Origin of the sequence: Nocardia sp. A7 (genome assembly GCF_046549215.1) — a bacterium.
Taxonomy (GTDB): Bacteria; Actinomycetota; Actinomycetes; order Mycobacteriales; family Mycobacteriaceae; genus Nocardia.
This window is the reverse complement of record NZ_JAJPWE010000004.1, coordinates 188,656-208,238: the sequence shown is the minus strand read 5'-3', so window position 1 is coordinate 208,238 and position 19,583 is coordinate 188,656. Positions and strand designations below refer to the sequence as shown.

General features: G+C 67.8%; 24 protein-coding genes. All 24 read left to right on the top strand.

Features of this window, described 5'->3' with window-relative positions; genetic code table 11:
• Positions 1-585: a hypothetical protein gene (locus ACLJPD_RS22880; RefSeq protein WP_410874767.1), complete on the top strand. Its 585-nt coding sequence runs from the start codon at positions 1-3 to the stop codon at positions 583-585.
• Positions 582-1,223 carry a magnesium chelatase domain-containing protein gene (locus ACLJPD_RS22875; RefSeq protein WP_410874766.1) on the top strand — a complete coding sequence of 214 codons (642 nt, stop codon included), beginning with the start codon at positions 582-584 and terminating at the stop codon, positions 1,221-1,223. The genes ACLJPD_RS22880 and ACLJPD_RS22875 overlap by 4 nt, the downstream gene beginning before the upstream one ends.
• Positions 1,224-1,328: 105 nt before the next feature.
• Positions 1,329-2,153, top strand: coding sequence for a methyltransferase (locus ACLJPD_RS22870; protein WP_410874765.1), 825 nt, complete (start codon positions 1,329-1,331; stop codon positions 2,151-2,153).
• A 45-nt stretch (positions 2,154-2,198) separates the two neighbouring features.
• Entirely contained in the window at positions 2,199-2,771 is a 573-nt protein-coding gene (locus ACLJPD_RS22865) for a hypothetical protein (protein WP_410874764.1), read from the top strand.
• 78 nt (positions 2,772-2,849) lie between these two features.
• On the top strand, positions 2,850-4,082 hold the full coding sequence (locus ACLJPD_RS22860) for a hypothetical protein (protein WP_410874762.1): 1,233 nt from the start codon (positions 2,850-2,852) through the stop codon (positions 4,080-4,082).
• A gap of 71 nt (positions 4,083-4,153) precedes the next feature.
• The gene (locus tag ACLJPD_RS22855) at positions 4,154-4,378 is read left to right on the top strand and encodes a hypothetical protein (RefSeq protein WP_410874760.1); all 225 of its coding nucleotides are present in this window, start codon (positions 4,154-4,156) and stop codon (positions 4,376-4,378) included.
• 67 nt (positions 4,379-4,445) lie between these two features.
• Entirely contained in the window at positions 4,446-4,760 is a 315-nt protein-coding gene (locus ACLJPD_RS22850) for a hypothetical protein (protein ID WP_410874759.1), read from the top strand.
• 106 nt (positions 4,761-4,866) lie between these two features.
• On the top strand, positions 4,867-6,771 hold the full coding sequence (locus tag ACLJPD_RS22845) for a ParB/RepB/Spo0J family partition protein (protein ID WP_410874758.1): 1,905 nt from the start codon (positions 4,867-4,869) through the stop codon (positions 6,769-6,771).
• A gap of 95 nt (positions 6,772-6,866) precedes the next feature.
• Positions 6,867-7,199 (top strand): hypothetical protein, encoded by a 333-nt coding sequence (locus ACLJPD_RS22840; protein WP_410874756.1) that lies wholly within the window; start codon positions 6,867-6,869, stop codon positions 7,197-7,199.
• Entirely contained in the window at positions 7,196-8,071 is an 876-nt protein-coding gene (locus ACLJPD_RS22835) for a bifunctional DNA primase/polymerase (RefSeq protein ID WP_410874755.1), read from the top strand. Before ACLJPD_RS22840 ends, ACLJPD_RS22835 begins: the two co-directional genes overlap by 4 nt.
• Before the next feature lie 27 nt (positions 8,072-8,098).
• Positions 8,099-8,851, top strand: coding sequence for a hypothetical protein (locus tag ACLJPD_RS22830; protein WP_410874754.1), 753 nt, complete (start codon positions 8,099-8,101; stop codon positions 8,849-8,851).
• On the top strand, positions 8,848-9,345 hold the full coding sequence (locus tag ACLJPD_RS22825) for a hypothetical protein (protein ID WP_410874753.1): 498 nt from the start codon (positions 8,848-8,850) through the stop codon (positions 9,343-9,345). The genes ACLJPD_RS22830 and ACLJPD_RS22825 overlap by 4 nt, the downstream gene beginning before the upstream one ends.
• A gap of 45 nt (positions 9,346-9,390) precedes the next feature.
• The gene (locus tag ACLJPD_RS22820; RefSeq protein ID WP_410874751.1) at positions 9,391-9,723 is read left to right on the top strand and encodes a hypothetical protein; all 333 of its coding nucleotides are present in this window, start codon (positions 9,391-9,393) and stop codon (positions 9,721-9,723) included.
• Between the two features lie 203 nt (positions 9,724-9,926).
• A complete protein-coding gene (locus ACLJPD_RS22815) occupies positions 9,927-10,727 on the top strand; it encodes a hypothetical protein (RefSeq protein WP_410874750.1) in 801 nt (266 codons plus the stop codon).
• A 2-nt stretch (positions 10,728-10,729) separates the two neighbouring features.
• Positions 10,730-11,194, top strand: coding sequence for a hypothetical protein (locus tag ACLJPD_RS22810; RefSeq protein WP_410874748.1), 465 nt, complete (start codon positions 10,730-10,732; stop codon positions 11,192-11,194).
• Positions 11,195-11,582: 388 nt separating this feature from the next.
• Positions 11,583-11,933 (top strand): hypothetical protein, encoded by a 351-nt coding sequence (locus ACLJPD_RS22805; protein ID WP_410874747.1) that lies wholly within the window; start codon positions 11,583-11,585, stop codon positions 11,931-11,933.
• Positions 11,930-12,259: a hypothetical protein gene (locus ACLJPD_RS22800; RefSeq protein ID WP_410874746.1), complete on the top strand. Its 330-nt coding sequence runs from the start codon at positions 11,930-11,932 to the stop codon at positions 12,257-12,259. Before ACLJPD_RS22805 ends, ACLJPD_RS22800 begins: the two co-directional genes overlap by 4 nt.
• 165 nt (positions 12,260-12,424) lie before the next feature.
• Positions 12,425-13,357, top strand: a complete 933-nt coding sequence (locus ACLJPD_RS22795) for a DNA-processing protein DprA (RefSeq protein ID WP_410874745.1) — start codon at positions 12,425-12,427, stop codon at positions 13,355-13,357.
• A 100-nt stretch (positions 13,358-13,457) separates the two neighbouring features.
• Positions 13,458-13,985: a single-stranded DNA-binding protein gene (locus ACLJPD_RS22790; protein WP_410874744.1), complete on the top strand. Its 528-nt coding sequence runs from the start codon at positions 13,458-13,460 to the stop codon at positions 13,983-13,985.
• 514 nt (positions 13,986-14,499) lie between these two features.
• A complete protein-coding gene (locus ACLJPD_RS22785; RefSeq protein WP_410874743.1) occupies positions 14,500-15,030 on the top strand; it encodes a hypothetical protein in 531 nt (176 codons plus the stop codon).
• An 18-nt stretch (positions 15,031-15,048) separates the two neighbouring features.
• Positions 15,049-15,474, top strand: a complete 426-nt coding sequence (locus tag ACLJPD_RS22780; RefSeq protein WP_410874741.1) for a hypothetical protein — start codon at positions 15,049-15,051, stop codon at positions 15,472-15,474.
• A gap of 107 nt (positions 15,475-15,581) precedes the next feature.
• The gene (locus ACLJPD_RS22775; protein ID WP_410874740.1) at positions 15,582-16,688 is read left to right on the top strand and encodes a DUF4192 domain-containing protein; all 1,107 of its coding nucleotides are present in this window, start codon (positions 15,582-15,584) and stop codon (positions 16,686-16,688) included.
• A gap of 534 nt (positions 16,689-17,222) precedes the next feature.
• Positions 17,223-18,803 carry a hypothetical protein gene (locus ACLJPD_RS22770; protein ID WP_410874738.1) on the top strand — a complete coding sequence of 527 codons (1,581 nt, stop codon included), beginning with the start codon at positions 17,223-17,225 and terminating at the stop codon, positions 18,801-18,803.
• Positions 18,804-18,902: 99 nt separating this feature from the next.
• Positions 18,903-19,283: a hypothetical protein gene (locus ACLJPD_RS22765; RefSeq protein WP_410874736.1), complete on the top strand. Its 381-nt coding sequence runs from the start codon at positions 18,903-18,905 to the stop codon at positions 19,281-19,283.
• Positions 19,284-19,583: the final 300 nt, after the last annotated feature.

Sequence of the window (19,583 nt, the reverse complement as noted above, 5' to 3'; positions counted from 1 at the left end):
ATGTCCACACCGCACCCTGTCCCCTTGCCCATCACGGCCTCAGAATTGGCTGAACGGGTCGCTGCGGCCCGTGCCCGCGCTGAGGGCTACGTCTGGGGAGTTCTCCACATCGACCACCCCGACACCGCCGACGCGCGAACAGCGACGGCGTTCGCCGATGCGTACGCCACCGGCGTCGGCACGCTACTCGCTGAGGGCACAGATCCGCCCGCGATCGGCCGTGCCTGGGTCAGCTGGCGTGCGGACGGCGACATCACCGCCGAGCTCACCACCGCCGCCCACGATCAGACACCGACGTTCGAACAGTACGACCCGGCCCTGCATGACCGGACCGCGTTGTGGCTGTGTGTCGAGGCCGTCGGCTACGCGCGGGGCTGGTGCGACGCCGCCGGGATCGGCTCCGGTGACGCCGTCGATTTCGGACACGCCTATGCCGTGCTCGTCGCCGCAGGCGGAAACCGCCTCAATATCGCCGACACCTGGACCAACTGGCGCCACGGGCGTCCCCTACAGACATATCCCCGCCCCTCGACCGCCACACCAGCCCATAGCCCCGGCTCGCCCCCGGAACAGGAGACCCCGTGATCAACAACTACGCCTGGACCTCGACCGTGACCGGCGCTACCGCCGGGTTGACCCTCATCGCCGCCAGTCCTGCCGTGGAAGCCAACCCGATCGCCGACATCCACGGGACCGCACCGATCGCGGCCGAACCCCGCGACAGAGTCCGAGCAGCCATGGCCAACAGTTCCGGTCGGTTCCCGTCCGAGGCGTTCGACCTCTACCGAATCGGTGGCTCACGCAGTCAGTCACTGCACGACCTGGCGATCGCGGTCGCCGTCCACGAGCTGGCAACCACCCCGGACTGGACCAGACTGCTCGATCACATCGTGTTCTTCGCCGAACTCGGCCTCGACGGCACCCTGCGCCCCGGCCCACCCGAGGTGATCACCACTGCCGTCCGCGCTGCGGCGAATACCCGATTCCGTTACGCGGTCGTCGCTGCCAGCGACGACGACCGATACCTCGACACTGTCGACGGCATCACCATCATCACCGCGGCAACCCTCGGCAAGGTCCTGGACTGGCTGGCGTTGCTCAACACGTCCGAACCTGGACCTATCCCGACACCGAGGCGAACGGCCGAACAACCGACGCCGCAGACCCGATCCACAACCCTTGCCCAGCATGTCGAGGCACTGCGCACGGACCGGCTGCTCTAGTTCACCAGCCTGAGAAGCGGGCCGGTTTCGTACTCACATCCATCGTTCGCCGGGCCGCGGCAGTGCGGGACCGGCGTCTTTGTTGTATCCGGAGGTTGTTCAGCTATGGGCAGACTTTCTCGCTCCGAGGCCGCCGCGCATCGCGAGGCCCTCGGGTTGGCCGGTGTTCGCCGTGATCTCACCGAGGACGAGAAACTGTTCGTCCTCAACCACTATCAGGAATCGGCCAACCCCACCCACCACACCGACGGTGCGTTCTTCACCCCGACCGGGTTGGCGGTGTGTATGTCGCTCGATGTCGTCGGTACCCAGGTGATCGATCTGTGCGCGGGGATCGGTGCACTCGCCTACGCGTGCCGCAATCCGCACGAGCAGTCCAGCGGGTGGCCGGCGCGGGAGTTGGTCTGTGTCGAGTCCAACCCCGAGTTCGTGGCCGCCGGGATGAAGATCGTTCCCGAGGCCACGTGGGTGTGCGCGGACATGTTCGCTGTGATGCGGCGACGGTGGCGGCCATTCGACACCGCGATCGCCAACCCACCGTTCGGTGTCCACCCCCGCACCAGCAACGCGCCCGGCTATCGCGGACCCCGGTTCGAGTACCACGCGATCGCGGTGGCCGCCCATCTCGCGCGGCACGGGGTGTTCCTGATCCCGCAGAACTCTGCCCCGTTCCACTACAGCGGCGGCGACGGCATGCACGAAGGCCGAGGCGACGCCCAATACCGCCGCTTTTCCTCGGGCACGGGCATCACTCTCGAGCCCGGATGCAGTGTCGACACGGCCTTTTACGACTCTGAGTGGCATCAGCCGCCGATCCGTACCGAGATCGTCACCACCGACTTCGCCGACACCGCGATCGCGCGTCGCCGCCGCGCCCGCACCGCGAACCCCCTCGCTGCACCGTTGGCTCTGTCCGCCCGCGCGAGCTGAACACCACCATCACCGATCGCTTCCGTAAGGAGCTCTGGATTCGTCATGCCCGCAGCAGGTTTCAGCCTCAGTACCAATGCCTATTCCGCTGACTTCGGCGCCGCCTACATTCTTTTCGCCACCGACGACGCGCCACTCTCCGGGCAGGTCTTCCTCGACATGGGCGAACACAGTCCGATCGTGGACGGGGAACCCCAGATCCGATCTATGGTCGTCGCCCGGTTCTTCGCACTGGCCGTGGAAAGTGACCCTCTCGGCAACCCGCGCGTGCTCGCACGTTTCCACCCGGGCGATCCCGGACGCGGGGCCGACGCGGCGATATGTCTGGGCGAACCGGGACGTATGCACCTCGACCTCGGATATCCCCTCGACACCGTCGACACCGATCGGCGTGATCTCGTCTCCGACACCGTCATCGCGCTCGCCCACGAATTCCTCACCGACGAGCGCGCCGCCCGCTACCGGCACTCCTGCGCTCACCGACGCCGCGAAGAAGTTACCACTGCCCTCGACGCCGTCGACGCGCTCCGACAGCGCACCTACCAGCGCCTGACCGAGGCCCGCGCCGATGTCAACGCTTCCTGGGCTCTGCTCCAAACCTTGCGGGCACAGAACTGACATCGCACCCCATCCGCACGCAGGCCGACAACTCGTGTCCTGTGTCGTATCCGTCTGTCCGAGAAGGGATTTCCGCTTATGTTGATCACCTCGTCTGTCCGTCACGCCGAGTTGGGGGATCTGGTCGCGCGGCTCAACGATCAGCAGGCCGCCAAGCTCGACGTCCTGGCTCCGGCGTCGGCCCTGCGCGCCAGCGATGGTCTGCTGGAACTGTCGGGGGTGGAGCCGGTGCTCGATGAGCGGGGCTTCACCCCGGTCGATGGCTTGTATCGGCCGACCGCCGCGGCGGACTCGCATCTGGGATCGAAGCTGAAGATCCCCGCCGGTTACTTGAAGTGGCTGCGCCAGGAGCAGCGCACCGACCTCTACGACGCCAACGTCAACGGATTGCTCCACGGGCCGCTGGATCCGCGTCTGCCCGGTGGACCCGATGAGCGGTCGTTTCTGTTGCGGTTGTTCACCTCCGGGAACCCGAACGAACCGGGCTTGCTGCGGGCGGTGTTGTCGGATCGCTACGGCATCATCGACAACCTCGATGTCCTCACCGCCGTGCTGGAAGGCATCCGTGCCGCCGACACCGATGTGAAGGTCCGTTCCTGTGATCTGTCGGATACTTCCATGCACTGCAAGGTGTACTCCCCGAAGATCCGGGCCTTGGCCCCGACGTTCCTGGCGAATTATCGCAATCCGTTCGCCAACCCGGATCTGGAAGCCGAACGCCGCCGTGCCGCCGGACCGATCGAGTCCGGGCGCCGCATGGCCGCCCGCGATGGGCAAGGCTACCGGCCCGGCACAGAGCCGGTCGTGTTCGCCGGGCTGCGGTTCTCCAACTCCGAGATCGGTCATCACGCGGTCACGATCAAACCGGAGTTGATGGTCCAGATCTGCGGCAACGGACTGACTCTGCCGTTGTTCGCGTTCACCAAACGCCACGTCGGGGACCGTCTCGAGGTCGGCGGGACCTGGTCACAAGACACCCAGCGCAAACGTTTGGCCGTGATCACCGCCGAGACCCGCGACAAGGTCAGCGAGTGGATGTCCCCGGATTTCCTGGCTGCGCGGGTCGCCGACCTCGAACGTCACGCCGCGACACCAGTGACCCAGCCCGAACGCACCCTCGAGGTCATGTCGAAAAAGCTCGGGTTCACCGAGAACGAACGCTCGGGGATCCTGTCGCACTTCATCGCCGGCGGGCAGCTAACAGCGGCCGGGATCGCCAACGCGGTCACCAGCTACTCCCAGACCATCCCCGACCCCGACCGCGCCGACAACCTCGACGATCTCGCCCTGACCGCGATGACCCTCGTCTGAACTCCGCCAACGCACCCGCGCCACTCGATCCGCACCCTCCCTATCCGCTCTCTCGAAGGAGTTTGTGCCTCATGACCGACACCACCACCCTGACCCTGACCCGTGCCGAGTTCGACGCCGCCGAGCACCTCGGCGCCGCCGGCGCGGCGACCGCCCTGGGCGAGACGACTGTGACCGGCTGGCGCGCGCAGTTCCCGGACTGGAAAGCCAAGCACTGGGGCTACACCGAACCCGAAGCCCCCCACGGCGCCCGGCACCTGCGCCCGATCAACGTCGCCCCCCGCACCAAGACGTAGCACCACCCCGGCGAGCACCACCACCGGTGCCGCCGACCCACGACACCAGGAAAGGACGCCTGCACCCGTGACGACACAGAACCGAAAACTGGTGCTGCCCGCAGACTTCGACGCCGTCGAGGACATCGTGGGCCTCGACGCCGAAGGCTGCGTGGTCATCAGGTTCGGCCCCGACCACACCGCAGTGCTCACCCCGTGCTGTCACGCCACCGGCAAAGGCAGCGGCGATTCGATCTCCGGTGTCGTGTGCCGTGCCTGCTATCGCGACGTACACCACAAACACGGCGGCAGACACACCGAGATCGCTATCGCTCGCGAGGACCTCGAGATCGTCATCGAAGGCCAATCCCCACGACCGGGCGCCGACCCCACCTCCGGGTAGCCACTCTCACCCGACTCTATCCATCGAAGTCCCCTCCCCCGAGGCAGGGACCCACCAGTCCAAGGCTGGCCGGTCCCTGCCTCTTTCACGATAGGAGCCCATCTCGATGCCCACCGACACCGACACGACCACCACCGACCCCGAAATCGTCGAGCAAGCCACCGCCCTCGACACGTGGCCCGGTCCAGACACCACCTACCCCGACACCGACTACGGCGGCTCGAACCCCGGCGAGCCCGACGCCGCCGCCGACAGTGCCGAGGAAATCGGCTCCCTCGAGAGGTTGTGCACGGGGCCGACCGTGAATCCCGCCGATCTCGAGATCGACGAGAACGTGCGCAAGACCTTCAGTCTCGACGACCACCCCGAGGTCACCGACTCCATCCGCGAACACGGCGTGCGGAACCCGATCCTGGTGATCCGGATGCCCGACCAACGCCTTGTCGTGCGCGACGGACAGATTCGCACCCTGACCGCGCTCGCCCACGGGCTGGCTGAGGTCCCGGTCTACATCCGCGACTTCGACCCGAGCGTGGACACCAACGAGGCCGCGATCGAGCGAGTCTTCGAGCAGATCACCCTCAACGACCGCCGGATCCCGCTCACCAACAGCGACCGTGCCGCCGGGATCACCCAGGCCCTCGACCTCGGTGCCTCGGTCACCCGCGTGGCCAAGGCGTTGCAGACCAAACGCGACGAGGTCAAACTCGTCGGCAAGGTCGGCGCCTCCGCGACCGCGCGCAGGCTCATCGACGACGACGATCAGTACGACCTGGCCCATGCCGCGCTCATCGCCGACTACGAGCACCTCGGCGACACCGACGCGGTCACCCGGCTGCTCAACGCCCGCCCCGCTCAGTTCGACTTCGAGGCCCACCGCATCGCCGCCGACCGCGACGAACGACGTACCTACCTCGCCGACGCCCTGCCCTACGCCGAGGCCGGACTCGGTGTCCTCACCGACTACCCCGACCTCGATCACCCCGATCACGGCGAGTTGCTGTGTGCGGCCGAGATCGTCGACGCCGAAGGCAACGCTCTCGAATTCGCGCACATCGCCGCGAATCCGGGGCCGTGGCTGGTGTGGCTCGACCTCGACGAGAACCAGGTGTGGGTCGAGATCGACACCGGCCATATCATCGACCCCGACACCGTGGACTGGGACACCCGCGACCAGCCCGAAGCATCGCCCGCAGAAGGGTTGCGCCACGCCCGCGAGGTCGAACAGCGCGACCAGGTATTGCCCGAGTACTTCCTGCCCCGCGAACACCTCGACACCGTCGGGCTGTGCGAACGTGTCGACACCGAGGACGAAACCGCCACCAGTGATGTCGTAGACGCCGGTGAGGACGACGAGCCCGGCGAGCACGGCAGCCGTTTCGGTCAGGTCGACCCGGAGAAGGCTGCGGCGGATCGGCGCGCCGCCGCAGAAGCAGCCTCCGAAGCAGCGGCCCAGAGAGCCGAGATCGAGCGGGCCGAGCGGCGGCGGATACGTGAGCTCAACAAGCTCGGTGTGGCCGCCAAGGCAACCCGCATCGAGTACGTGACCCGGCTGCTGACCCGACGCACCCCGCCCGCGCAGGCCGCGATGTTCCTGACCCGGTCCTTGCTGGCCGATCCGGGCCTGACCGGCGAGTACCACGCCTTCGACTCCGCGCTGAAGCTACTGGGAATCGAGGGCTACCGCTCCCGCCTCGACATCCTCGCCACCCTCGACACCACCAAACCCGCCCGCGCCCAGGTCATCGCGCTGGCGCTGGTGCTGGGTGGCTACGAACACCGCGCCGACAAGGACCTGTGGCGCTACAGCGAATCCGCGGTCCGTCGCTACCTGAACTTCCTGCGCGAACTCGGCTACCCCCTCGTCCCCGTCGAACTCGCCGCCCTCGGCGAGATCAAAGCCATCGATATCGACATCGACAACCCCACCGCCACCGGCGAACCCGCCGACCCGAGCGCCGCCTCCACCGAATCCGACGCCGACGAGCAGGACCTGCCCGCAGCGGCCTGACCGCCCTGCCCTGCGGCTCCCGGTGCGCCCGAACTCCCCTCGGGCGCACCGGGACCAGGTTCCGACCCCCGCAACATTCCTCGAAGGAGTCAGTTGTGCGCACCCCTGACGAACCCACCATCGATACCCTGGCCCGCACCGACACCGGCTATCGCGCTCGCAGCCTGTGCCTGGTCGACAATCAGCCCGCCGACATCACCGTCACCGTCGATAGCGAAGGCGGTTTCGGTGCCACCGTGCGTGTGTTCGACCAGATGAGCTTGTCGTGGCACCTGGTGCTGCGCGCCGACCACACCGACTACCCCCGCCTACCCACCGACCACGACCTGCCCGCCACCCTCGAACAGGTCCGTGCCCGCATCCGCGAACTACACACCACTACGGTGTGGATCCTGCGGACCGCCCGCGGCCTCGGGCCACGCTGGTGAGCACCACCACGGCGCGACACCTCGACGACTGCGGGGTGAGCCCGGATCTGCGGACGGTGGCTCTCGAGATCGCGGCGCGCGGGTGGCCGGTGTTCCCGGTCCGACCCGGCGCGAAGAAGCCACCGGTGTTCAAACGCTGGCCCGAACATGCCAGCACCGACCCCACCCGCATCCACCGGTGGTGGAACCAGGACCCGGCCCGCAACATCGCGATCGCGACAGGCCCGGCCGGGTTGTGCGTGATCGACCTCGACCCCCGCCACATGAGCCCGCCCGCCCACGGATTCACCGACGCCCTCACCCGCCTCCCCGATCCGGTCCCGGTGACATGGACGGTGACAACCCCGCACGGCTGGCACCTCTACTACCGGGCCCCGCACACACCGCGGTTGCCGTGCACTATCGGCCGCCTCGGCGACGGAATCGACACCCGAGGCCACGGCGGCTACGTCATCGCCCCCGGATCCCGCACCCGCCACGGTGACTACACCGTCGCCGCCGACCACCCCGTCGCCGACCTCCCCACCGAGCTCGCCGTCCTGCTTACCCCGCCACCACCCGCGCCAGCGTCGCGATTGCCCGCTACCGCGACCCATCCCGATGCCTACCTCGCGGCCATCCTCGCCGGAGAAGCGCGTCGCGTCACCACCGCGCGAGTCCATCTGCGCAACGACACGCTGTTTCGTTCCGCGCTCGTCCTCGGACGGCTCGTCGCCGCCGACGAGATCACCGAACACGACGCCCACGCCGTGCTTTCCGATGCCGCGGCCGTGCATGTCGGCGTCGAAGGCTTCACCACCCGAGAAGCAGACCGCACCATCGCCAACGGCCTGTCCTATTCCCGCAATCGTCCCCGCTACCTGCGGCGATGACCGCCACCACTGCGAAGGAGACCACTCATGCCGGATCCGACTGTCGAAGTCGTGGTCATTCGGGACCCGTCCTCACAGACCTCGGTGTCGGTGTATGTCGACGGCGTCGCGGTGGACTGCCAGTCGGTGGACATCGACGCCGGACACGGCTGGGAATGGGACGACTGGCGCGAATTCCGCGACGCCACCCTCGCCGAACCGAGCAGCCCAGCCTGCCGCGCCGAGTTGATCGACGTCTTCGACGACCCGCCCGGCGGCGAATACGTGATGGGTCGCGGACACACGCAGTGGCTCGACGGGGTCGATCCCGAGGACCGGCTCGCCTCCCGCTATCGGCTCACCGGGCCGCGCGCGGTCGCGGTCACCGTGCCCACCGGCACCGATCTCGACACGGTGGCATTGACGTATCTACGCGAGCACCTGCCCGAGGGCCACCGGTTGCTCCACCACGACCACACCCCAGCTGCCGACACGATCGCGACCGGGGTCCCAACGAGCTGGGACAGGGTGTTAACCGCTGCCGTCGCCGACGCCACCGGCGAAATCACCGCCCACCAACTGCTCTACCGCCTCGCCCGCAGATCCGACACCGACCGGGTCCGGGTCGAACTGGCCCACCGCCACGAAAACGAGGGCAGCTACTACTACCGCGGCCTGGACCCGCGACTTCTCACACCGCTCACCCCGGCCACTCGCAGCCGCGCCCGCGTCTGGCGCTACCTGGTCCAGCACTGCGCCGCACCACCGACCACCACCGGGAAGGACACCTCACCACGATGACCTCGGCCCATCTGTGGTTCCGCCACGCTGACGTGCTCGAGCTCGCCGAGCACGCCATCACCGCCCCCGACCACCGCCCCGACCCCTACTGCGAATCCACCACCAGGACACCGTCTCTGATCTGGGTCAAGGACAACGGCATCTACCTGCTCAGCAACGGGCTGCCCAGCCAACCCCGCACCGCTGCCGATCCCCCGGACAACAAGATGCATGTCGTCTACGCCCACGGCCACGGCAACGGCACTCATTGGAACCACGGCCCGCCGCTGGGCGACGACTTCGTCGAATACTTCCCGCTGACCACGCCACTCGGTGAGGGCGCGGCACCGCTGATCGACTTCCTGCGCGACACGGCCGCGTGGCTCGTCATCACCGTCGAGCCCAACGCCACCCACGTCGAACTCCGCGACACCAACCCAGTGGACATCGCGACATCCGACGCCCACCCGCGTCACCGGCCAGTGCCCGTCCTCCCGCCCGCGTGTGGTGATTGACCTCGTGCACCGCTGCCCTCGACCGCCCGAGCCCGAAGGACCCACATGCTCGATTCCACCCCGAATCCGTCCACCGCCCAGCAGGTCTCGCCATCACCGGTACCCGTCGTATCCGTAACCGAGGAGGGTCTGCGTCTGCAGTTCTGTCGCGGCGACGAAGATCTCACCGCGCATCCGGGCGGCGATACCGAGGCGACCGAGATCCGGGTCTGGGCCGGCGAGCTGTGTCTGGCCGCGGTTACCCGCGATTGCGGCGGGTGGGCCTATGCCGCAGGTGACTGCGGGCACCTGATCCCCGACGAACACCTACACGCCCGCTTCGCCGACTGGCGCCAAGCCCTGCATGTACTCACCGACCGGACGCTCCCGCCCCAGTGATGCCTCGCCGCATTCGAATCCCGTGCTCGAGCAGGTCGCGGTCACCCCGCGCCCTGCCGCATCAGCTCATCCCCACTAAGTGCGGCGAAACCGTCTTCACCGATCGGTGACGCCGTACTGCATCCGAGATCGCAATTGCAGAAGCCTCCCCCGGTCACTGCTCGTGGCCGGGGTTTTTTATGCCCGCACGAAATGGAGTCCTGGTGAGCAATCCTGGTGTGTTCTTCTTCGGCCTGTACGGCGAGACAGCGTCCTACTACAAACACAACGTCAACGGCCGCCTCGACGTGGACTATCTCGCCGAGTTCGCGGTGGACACGGTCACCTCCGGAGCGCGGCTGACGGTGGACGCGTGGGAGGCGTACCGAGAGGTCGCCTACGCCCACCTGGAGTGCGGCAGTCTCGGCGGCCGAATGTTGCTCGAGCGCAACGATGAGCTGCGCCGCACCCGCAAGGACCACGACGCGGATTGGCGATTCACCGTCACCGCCAGCTCACACGACCTGGCGGTGAGCATCGAGCAGAGCGGACCGGGGCGCGACGACTACGTCCCGTTGGTGACCGCGGCCAACACCACCGAGCTGGTCGACCTGGCCGTGGCGCAAGCGCGGGTGTACCGCAAGCGGGTCCGGATAGAGCGCCTACGCCGGGGCGCGCGAGCTGATAGCTATCACGTGCTGTTCCCGTCGGTGTCCAAGTGCACCGACATGATCCGAGAACTGGAGGTGCGCAAGGAGCGCTGGCAGCGGTGGCTAGTCGACAACAGCACCACCGAGATCCAGTTGAGCTTCGGCGGTGCCCGCTTCAGTCGTGACGGCGGCACCCGCGCCGATCTGGAGAAGATGGCCGCCGAGTTCGGCATTCGGCTGACCACGTCGAGCACGGACCGGTGGGGGCGCGAGATCCACCGGGGCTTGTTCGAGTCAGGCACGCGCGCGACCTTCACGATCGTGCACACCGTTGCCGGGACCGCGGTGCCGCGCGTCGCGCTCGGGCAGGGGTGACGATGTTCGACCTGACCGCCGCTCCCACGGAAAACCTTCTGGGAGCGACCCTCTGGGCGTTGTCGGCGACCGATCACGCAATCCTCACCGGCGATCGTGATCGGTGGGATTCGTTGATCCGTTGGGCACGTGAGCACCAGGTCCTGACAGAAGAACAGATCGCCGACACCTACCGGTGGAGCAACAGCAAGCGCACGGTTCCCGTGGATTGGGGACTGTGCGGGGTGCCGTTGTGCAGGCCCGCCGACGTCACGGTCACCGCGGGCCAGACCGTGCAAGGAGTGGTCATCATGTCCGGACGCACTGTCCTGGGTCTGCCGCAGAACGGCGACGACGGGTTCGTCGTATTCCACGTGCCGGCACCGGCATTCGCCTACCGCGCCGATCAAGCACTCGAGGAGGCGGTGCAGTCGGCGATGCGAGGCGACTACGCCGACGTCGCGTTCGTCGTCGTCGAGGCGACGTGACCGCAGTCAGCTCGTTGCACCGGTCTGACCGTCGGCGCGGCTGAACACCTGAGCCATTCGGCGCTACTCCCACCGATCCGAGCCCGATAGCTCGGGCGATCAGCGGGGACGCCTAAAGCCCTCTCTCACAATCAGTTCGGAGGAATCAGTGAGCACCTACGAGGAACGAGCGAAGGTCGTTGCGGTTTTGCGCGGCCACGACAGCGCCGAGACTGCGAAAGTGGTCGAGGACTACCCCCACGGGGATAGTCGCACCCAGATTCGGTACTGGGTCGAACGCTCCACGAAGGGACCGAAGGCCGGTTTGACACGCGGAGTTCGCCAGACTCTGAACCCGAAGACCGGACGGTGGAACAAACCACATGCGGGCGTGTACACGACGGTGGATATGTGGGTTGTTGAGTACGACAACGGCCACGTCGACACTGCCGGGTTCTCGTTGGGCGACCCACATCGGTGGGTGAGCTTCTACAACACCGGGATCTGGCCGCACCTGACCGGCCCCGAACGGGCCCGGATCGCGTACTTGATGGGCAAACTCGAACTCCGATCCCCCACCGCGTGGGCCGCGTTCGCCGAGTTGGTCCATGACATGACGAAAATGAGTCTGCCGACCCTCGAGGAATGGCGGGCGATCCTGCCCGATCGCTACGTCGACCCCAAACGCTATGTAGCGCTGCGCGCGTACCTCGCAGCGGACGGTCCCGACTTGCAGGCGAACACCTGGTGGCTGCTGTGAGACAAGAGCCGATCCCCCGAGAAGACCACCCGCTGATCGCGCTACATACAGACGCGAGCTTTGTCCACAGCGACGGCACAGCCGAGGTCGTGATCCTCAAGGGCGGCGAGCAGGGCTACTACCAAACCGACGACGCGCGATGGCCCACACTCCACGCCGCTCGCACGCACTGCGACAAGGTCAACCAGGCACGCGGATTGAACGAGGCGACGGTGAACGCCATCCTGCTCTCGACGCACACAGGCCGTCCAGTCAGCGCGATCCTCTCCGACGCCGCGGCGAACGCAGAACCCGATGCGCCACTCCCGATCCCCACTACGCGGTAGTCGGCGAAGTCATGGCCGAGAAGACCGGACGCTGGACAGGTTCACCGGCCTCACCCTTCTACCCCGGTGATGTGCTGCCACCACCGAATCCCGCGCACGGACCTTCCGCGGGGTCACCCGCCTTGAGGAGATCCGCTCATCCCACCGATTCTGAGGAGAACTGCCGTGCACACGATCGCCACGGTTTCCGATACGCGACTGCGGGCATGGGCGATCCTGGCCCGCGCCGCCCACGACCCCACCACCGCGGCCCGCGCGCACGCGGCCACCCGATCAACCGGAACCGACATCGAGGACGCTGCCGAACAACTCGGCTCGCTCGCCGCCGGACCCGGTTCGCGAGCCTCGATCGCCGAGATCGCCGCCCGCGATCTCGATCGGGCCGAGCAGGCCGGTGCGTGGTTGCTCACCCGCGACGATCCCGCCTGGACCGGACTGGGATTCGATGCCCTCGACCAGCCCGCCAATTCCTTCGACGCGCCGGTGGCGGTCTGGGTGCGCGGCACCGTCGACCCGGTCTCTGTCCTGTCCCGCGTCGGTGTCGTCGGCAGCCGGGCGGTCTCGCCGCGCGGTGCCCGCATCACCGGCGAGATCGCGGGCGCACTGGCCGCACGCGGTGTGCACATGGTCAGCGGTGGCGCCTACGGTGTCGATGTTCTGGCACATCAGGCCGCGCTCGACCACGGCATGCCGACCACGCTCGTGTCCGCGGCCGGGATCGACCAGGTTTATCCCACCGCGCACGCACGAGTCTTCTCCGAGGTCGCCGAGACCGGGGCGGTCGTGTCGGAATACCCGCCACGTGAGGGGATCGACCCTGCACGGCTGCTGGCGCGCAATCGACTGGTCGCTGCGATGTCGCAACAGCTGGTGATCCCCGAGGCCGGACCCCGCTCGGGCACCCTCACGACCGCGCGGTGGGCACGGCGGCTGCACCGCCCGGTACTGGCCGTGCCCAGTGCCCCCGGCGCAGCCGCGCGGGGCTGTGACCGACTGATCAGCGAAGGCGACGCCCGCCCCGTGCACTCGGTCACCGACGTACTCACCGCGCTCGAGGAAACCGCCGACCCCGAACCCCTTGTCCCGCTCGGCGATTAGCGGCGCGTTGACCCGCACGGCTTGTGGCGGCGGGTTGCGCGCGCGTGGTCCCGCGAATTCATTTGCCCCTGTTGATCATCGAACTTCGAGGAGGACTGTCATGGCCGGAGACACCGTCATCACTGTCATCGGAAACATCACGGCGGACGTAGAGCTGAGATTTACGCCCGGGGGTGCCGCGGTCGCGAATTTCACCGTGGCGTCGACCCCGCGATATTTCGACCGCAACACCAACGAGTGGAAGGACAACGAGGCGCTGTTCCTGCGGTGCAGCCTTTGGCGCGAGGCCGCCGAGAACGCCGCGGAGTCGCTGACCCGGGGAGCACGTGTCATCGTCAGCGGCCGTCTCAAGCAGCGGTCCTACCAGACCCGAGAAGGCGAGAAACGCACCGTCGTGGAACTCGAGGTCGACGAGGTCGGTCCCTCGCTGCGCTATGCGACTGCCAAGGTCAACAAGCGAAACGGCAAGCGCAACAGCGCAAACACTAGCACCGATCGTTCCGCAGAACTTGTCGGGGCAGCTGTTGGTGCCCCGGCCGGCGGTGGCGACGATGTTTGGGCTACCGCACCCGGTAACGGATCCGGTGCAGGGTTCGGCGGCGGATTCAGCGACGAGCCCCCGTTCTAGAAACCGGTCCCGCGCTAGTGCCAACTCCGGGGTCCGCGTCAGTGCCACTCACCGGTATCGGCGGGGGTGCATCCGATGTTCGGGTCGGGTGCACCCCCGAACGGTTTCACCGCCGCCCGGCCCCTGCGTCGGCGACGTTCGCCCTCCGATGGTGCGCCTTCCCGATTACCGGCCAGACCGGTCGCGGTACGCCGAATCAACATGGCGAAAGGCCGGTGACCGCGTGAACGATCCCGAGAACTCGACCTACGTCCGCGACCAGGGCGACTGGGAGCCGACCCGCTGGTACACCGTGCACCGTCCCAACGGGCAACTCTGCCGAGACCAGCGACCGCGCCGGGGCAGTCGCGGCCCTGCGCCCCGGCGATCGGTTCCTGCGCACCTGGCAGCGGATCTGGCGCGAGCCGTAGATGCGTGAAGAACAGCACTGAACGAACCCATCATCTCGACAGCGGTGGATCCATCCCTCGGGCGTGAACCCATCGCTGCCTCAACCGAACCCAGGAGACCCCTGATGAGCGAGCCTGTCTCTACCGAACCTCCCGCACTCACCGCGTCAGCTGCGGCGGCGTCCGCGCTGATCGCACTCGCCGAGCACGCGCCCACGCGAGCACGCGCCGCGATGGCCGCAGCACTGGACGAGCTGGCACCCGCGGACTGGGCGTGGCTGGGGCTACTCCACAGCGGCCACGCCCACTCACCCAACGCTGCCCTGTCCAGAGTCCTCGCCCTCGCCGCAGCCCGCCTGTCCACCACCGACACCGATGCGCTCGAACATCAGGCCCGCCCGGTGATCGGCGTCGAGGTCGTCGAGGTCCCGATCGAGGTCGAGATCGGTGAATGGGCGCGTCACCCGGTCCGCGAGGACTGCTACGACTTGCGCCTGCACGCCGAACCGAGCCCGGCCACCGACGCGATGCGCACCACCAGCGCGGCGATCGCCGCCCGTGCCCGCCACCGCACGGCCCGCCACCCCGGTTTCGCAAGCGTCACCACCGCAGCGACCGGACACAGCACCGATGTGCACCGCCAGTTGGTGGCCTGACCCGGACAAGGGTGTGCCATGAGCGCCGACGACCCGCCAGAGACGGCCACGATCCAGATCCGGTTTCTGCACCACCTGCTCGACCGCCTCGAAACCCTGGCCGGTGAGACCAGCCCGTGGGACGGAATTCGTCGCCTGCGCACAGTCATCGCCGGACGCCTCACCGTCATCACCGAGGCAGAACCGGGCGACCCGGCAGACGGCGTCACCGGCGGGCACGGTCAGCGGGCGTTGATCGTGGTGGAGTTGCACCAGTTGCGCCGCGCCGCGACTTCAGCGGCGATCACGACCCGCGGCGGGCAGCGCCACCGTGTCCGCGTCCTGGCAGTCGGTCACCGCCACGCTGTCCTGGACACCCACGGCTGCGCCGGGCTCGCCCCGGTGCTGGTGCCGCTGCGATTCATCGAATCGGTGGATCCGCTGGAATCCGCAGCGCAGCCCTGAGCTCGTACGCGCTCACCATGTGTCCGGCCGCAAGGCACGCGCACCTCGTCCTCTGCCTGCCGTCGTACTCCCACGTGAATTGGCTTCGAGCCAGAAAGGAATCAGTGGTGGAAGCCAACGACGAAGCGGGCTCCCCCGCGTTCGATGCGCGCGCCCTCGACCCGACTGAGCACTTCACACACCTGCACGTCGACAATCCCGGCGAGTTGATCGCCGCGATACCCGCGATGCTCGGGTTCTTCCCGACCCGGTCGTTGGTGGTGGCCTTGCTCAGCACCGACTCCCTGCCCCCCGGCATGGAAACGTTCCAGGCGGTGATCCGATTCGACATTGACGACGCCACCACCCGCCACCTGGCCCGGCAGGTGGCCGACAGCGTCGACACGATATGCCTGCGCGAGAACCTTGCCTCGCCGATGCTGATCGCCGTCGATGACCGGGACGCCGCGGCTACGACTGCCGTTGACGTCGTGTTTGCGCTCCTTGAGGCCGGGCTAGAGCCCAGGCACGCTTGGTGGGTCGAGAACATAGCGACCGATGAGGAGTACCACGACCTGCTCAGACTCGGCCGCGTCGGCCGCGTGAGCGACCCTCGCGCGTCGACGGTGGCGCTCGACCACGTCCTCAAGGGCCGCCAGATCCATGGCTCCCGTGCCGAACTCGTCGACTTCCTCGCCCCGAACCCCGCACTGGCCACCCAGGTCCGCCCCCTCATCGACCCCGCCGCGACCAAATACCGTGATCGCCTCGCCGCGACCAATACGACGGACTGCGCGATCCACCACCGACGCGAGGCCACCGTATGGATCCTCGCCCAGATCGGCGTCGCCGACGAAACACTCCACACCGCACGGGATCTGGCAATGATCGTCGTGCTCCTGCGCGATCAGACCATCCGCGACATCATGTACAGCCTCGCCGCGACCCGCTGGCACGGCGAAGCCGAGGCACTGTGGCGACAGATCGCGTCGGTGACCGACGGCTCCGATCACGCCCAGGCCGCCACGCTGTTCGGCTACAGCGCCTACTACCGCGACAACACCGTTCTCGCCGCGATCGCCATCGACGCAGCACTACAAGCCGACCCCGACCACACGATCACGCAGCTGTTCGACATTTCATTGTCGGCGGGAATTCGACCTGATCAGATCCGCAGGATCGCCGATGCCGGAGCCGAGATCGCCTCAGACCTAGGCATCGACACCACCGACTGAACTACGACTCAGCAGTGCCCGCTCGGTCTCGGCGTCGGTCGAGAACCCCGCCCTGATTCACACAACGGCCGCGAAACCCTGTCGCCGGCCACGACCGGGGCGTGGCCTCACGGGGCCGCCGGTGATCTGAAGTGGCAGCAACCGGACGCGCCGAGACCTTGCCCTGTCACCAGCGGGGTCGGGTTGGGCGGTGGGAAGGGCTGAGCGTCTGGCCGTCTGCCCCGCCTTCCCGAGTGCTACCAGGGCGTGAGCCCGCCACGGCTGCGAGCCCGCGCCCGGCCCTCACCGAATTCGACCAGCGCGCCGACCCGTTCGCATCCACCGGTCGTGTTGCTACAGCGCAGACGGCTGGCGCCGCGAATTCGGCGCTGGCCGTATCGGCGCGTTCTCTCCGCCGTGTCGGGCTCCCACCCTGGTCGGCCGCACTCAGGCGGGTCAGACGACCAGCCACCCAGCCCCGTGCCGGGGTGCGTGCTCGAGTTGGCGCGTCCGGCGCGGGGCTGTGCCGTTTCCACGACTGACAGGAACCTCGCGATGACCGCTACCTTGAACTCACCCGATACCACCACCGTCGCATCCGACGTCACCGATCCTGTGTCGCCTTTCGCCATTGCGCTCGGCGAGATCGAGTACTTGCTCGAGGTCGATCCCGACCGCGCCCGTGAGCGTTTCGCTGCTGTGCTGGCCCATGCGTCGCCGACCGAGCGCATGGTGCTCGACCGTGCCGCTGACATCTTGACCCGGTCTCCGTGGAAGGTCGCTGCCCGCCAGTTGGGGTGGATGGCCAAGAGCCGCCCGGAGTTGCGGTCGATGATCGTCGAGAACACCGCCGAAGGCGATCCCGGCTTGTACCGCCCTGAGCTGCCCGCTCAGTCCGACACCTCGATCGAGGCCGCCGAATGGGTTCGCCGTTCCATCCGCGACCGCCGACACCGCGAGCGGCTCACCGCCACCCCCAGTGCCGAGACCGACGCTGCCCGCTATTCCGCGACGGCGATCGCGGCGCGCCGTGCCCGCGTCCCCGCGCCCGCTTCCAGTGTGCTGAGTCTGCGCCACCGTGCGCGTGACCTTCGGGTAGCCCAGCGGCGGGAGCGCGAGTACGCCAGCTATGCCGCGCAGCGGCTGTACGCGATCGACCCCGTCGGCGACGAGGACCGCACCCCGCCGGTGCCGGACGCGCGCAAGCGCGCCGATCTTCTGTGGACGCACGTGCAGGCCGAGCTGTGGGACCGCAGCTATTTCCTGCACGTGGCCGACTGCTACACCGAGGCCGACCGTCATCTGCTCGCCCCCACGATCCCCGAGCGCCACAGCGGTCACGCCGACCGCCACAGCGAGCTCGAAGACGCGGCGCGGGAATTGCTGGGCGAGCACGACATCGAGCCCGAAGGAGCCTCTCGTAATCGGCGCACGCGCGCCCGCCGGGGCCGCCCTCAACTGCCCCCGCGGATCAGCCCCGCCGACCAGAGCCGGTTCGCGGCCCGACGCACCGGGATCCAGGTTCCCTCCGACTACGAAATCTTGGTGCCCTACAGCGAACTCGACATTCGTGAGTCCACGTGGCAGGGCTCGGGATTGGACTACGACCTCGTCGCGATGACCCCGTATCTGGGGTGGCCGTGTGTGGTGTGCTGGATTGACCGCACCGCGCTCGACCACCGTCCCGTCCACGTCCGCGACGGGCGACTGGTCAGCGACGACGGACTCTGCGATGTCTGCCGCGCTGACGGCCACACCGGTATCCCCGCGCTGCCTTCGGACTTCCGGTTGGGCGATTTCGTCGAGTCCCGGTGCGACCATATCGCCGCCGTCTATCCCGCTCAGGCGCGCGTGCTGCTGGATCGTATCCGGGCGGCTGCTGCGAACACCGGTCTCACGTGGCGGTTGATCACCCGCTGGATGGCTCTCAATCTCGACCAGCCCGACCGCCCTGTCCGATCTGCGCCCACGGTTCGACGCCCGCGCCGTACGTCGGCGCTGGGGGCCGGGCAGCGGATCGGCCGTTGCGACGCCTGCGCCCGCAACGGCGTCGTGCACGCCGACAACTACTGCACCAGCTGCCGCGTCGATCTCGGACTCGTCCCCGCTACCCGCCGTAAGAAGTCGGTGGCCTGACCCTTCCTCGCTTACATCCCAGTTCGCCGGTCCGCCGCGGTGTCGACTTGCCCGCGGCGGGCCGGTCCACCACCTCACCCACCGAGTAGGAGCTCTGCTGTGCACCGACTACCCACCCGGGCGCGCCGCGCCTTTCGCCTGCTGCGCGACACACTGTTCACGTCCGGACCGAACCAGATCCAGGTGCGGGTCTACCTCAACACCGACCCGACCGCGATGCTGACCGGGCACCGGTCCGGCACACCGATGACACTGGCCTACACCTACCGAGTGCGCGCCGATACCGACGGGGTTCTGCTCGAGCGCGCGTTCGCCGCGTTCAACGACTTCCCCGAGCACGATGACGACTACCGGCACACCCGCGCCTGGTACGCCAACCGATTCCGGTCGCTCTCGGTCGGCGACGTCGTCGGACTCGATGACCGCCACTACGCGTGCCGCGATTCCGGATGGACCGCCGTCCCCGCCCCACCGACCTGACTCGCCTTCCGCGCGCCCAGCGCCACAAGTCGGCGCTCACGACCGTGCAGGGACCGGATCATCTCCTCCGGTCCCTGCACGCCCTCTCTCCCGGTCCCCCTCATCCCCACCCCTCACTACCTAATCTGTCCACACCCATCCACACCCCCAAACCTCACCTCACCTCACACACACCTCCCCGTGCCCACTCCTTCCCTCACTCCGCCCGCAACTACTCACCCTCTACCACTGTTCTCTCCTCACTTTTCTTAAGCACACCTCTTGCATTCAGGTTTTGAAAATCTTACGTTTCAAATACCG

Coding starts and splice junctions, on each gene's coding strand:
- ACLJPD_RS22825 (WP_410874753.1), top strand. CDS start 8,848: ATGACCTCGGCCCATCTGTGGTTCCGCCACGCTGACGTGCTCGAGCTC.
- ACLJPD_RS22805 (WP_410874747.1), top strand. CDS start 11,583: ATGTGGGTTGTTGAGTACGACAACGGCCACGTCGACACTGCCGGGTTC.
- ACLJPD_RS22865 (WP_410874764.1), top strand. CDS start 2,199: ATGCCCGCAGCAGGTTTCAGCCTCAGTACCAATGCCTATTCCGCTGAC.
- ACLJPD_RS22830 (WP_410874754.1), top strand. CDS start 8,099: ATGCCGGATCCGACTGTCGAAGTCGTGGTCATTCGGGACCCGTCCTCA.
- ACLJPD_RS22770 (WP_410874738.1), top strand. CDS start 17,223: ATGACCGCTACCTTGAACTCACCCGATACCACCACCGTCGCATCCGAC.
- ACLJPD_RS22855 (WP_410874760.1), top strand. CDS start 4,154: ATGACCGACACCACCACCCTGACCCTGACCCGTGCCGAGTTCGACGCC.
- ACLJPD_RS22820 (WP_410874751.1), top strand. CDS start 9,391: ATGCTCGATTCCACCCCGAATCCGTCCACCGCCCAGCAGGTCTCGCCA.
- ACLJPD_RS22880 (WP_410874767.1), top strand. CDS start 1: ATGTCCACACCGCACCCTGTCCCCTTGCCCATCACGGCCTCAGAATTG.
- ACLJPD_RS22845 (WP_410874758.1), top strand. CDS start 4,867: ATGCCCACCGACACCGACACGACCACCACCGACCCCGAAATCGTCGAG.
- ACLJPD_RS22790 (WP_410874744.1), top strand. CDS start 13,458: ATGGCCGGAGACACCGTCATCACTGTCATCGGAAACATCACGGCGGAC.
- ACLJPD_RS22785 (WP_410874743.1), top strand. CDS start 14,500: ATGAGCGAGCCTGTCTCTACCGAACCTCCCGCACTCACCGCGTCAGCT.
- ACLJPD_RS22860 (WP_410874762.1), top strand. CDS start 2,850: ATGTTGATCACCTCGTCTGTCCGTCACGCCGAGTTGGGGGATCTGGTC.
- ACLJPD_RS22870 (WP_410874765.1), top strand. CDS start 1,329: ATGGGCAGACTTTCTCGCTCCGAGGCCGCCGCGCATCGCGAGGCCCTC.
- ACLJPD_RS22810 (WP_410874748.1), top strand. CDS start 10,730: ATGTTCGACCTGACCGCCGCTCCCACGGAAAACCTTCTGGGAGCGACC.
- ACLJPD_RS22780 (WP_410874741.1), top strand. CDS start 15,049: ATGAGCGCCGACGACCCGCCAGAGACGGCCACGATCCAGATCCGGTTT.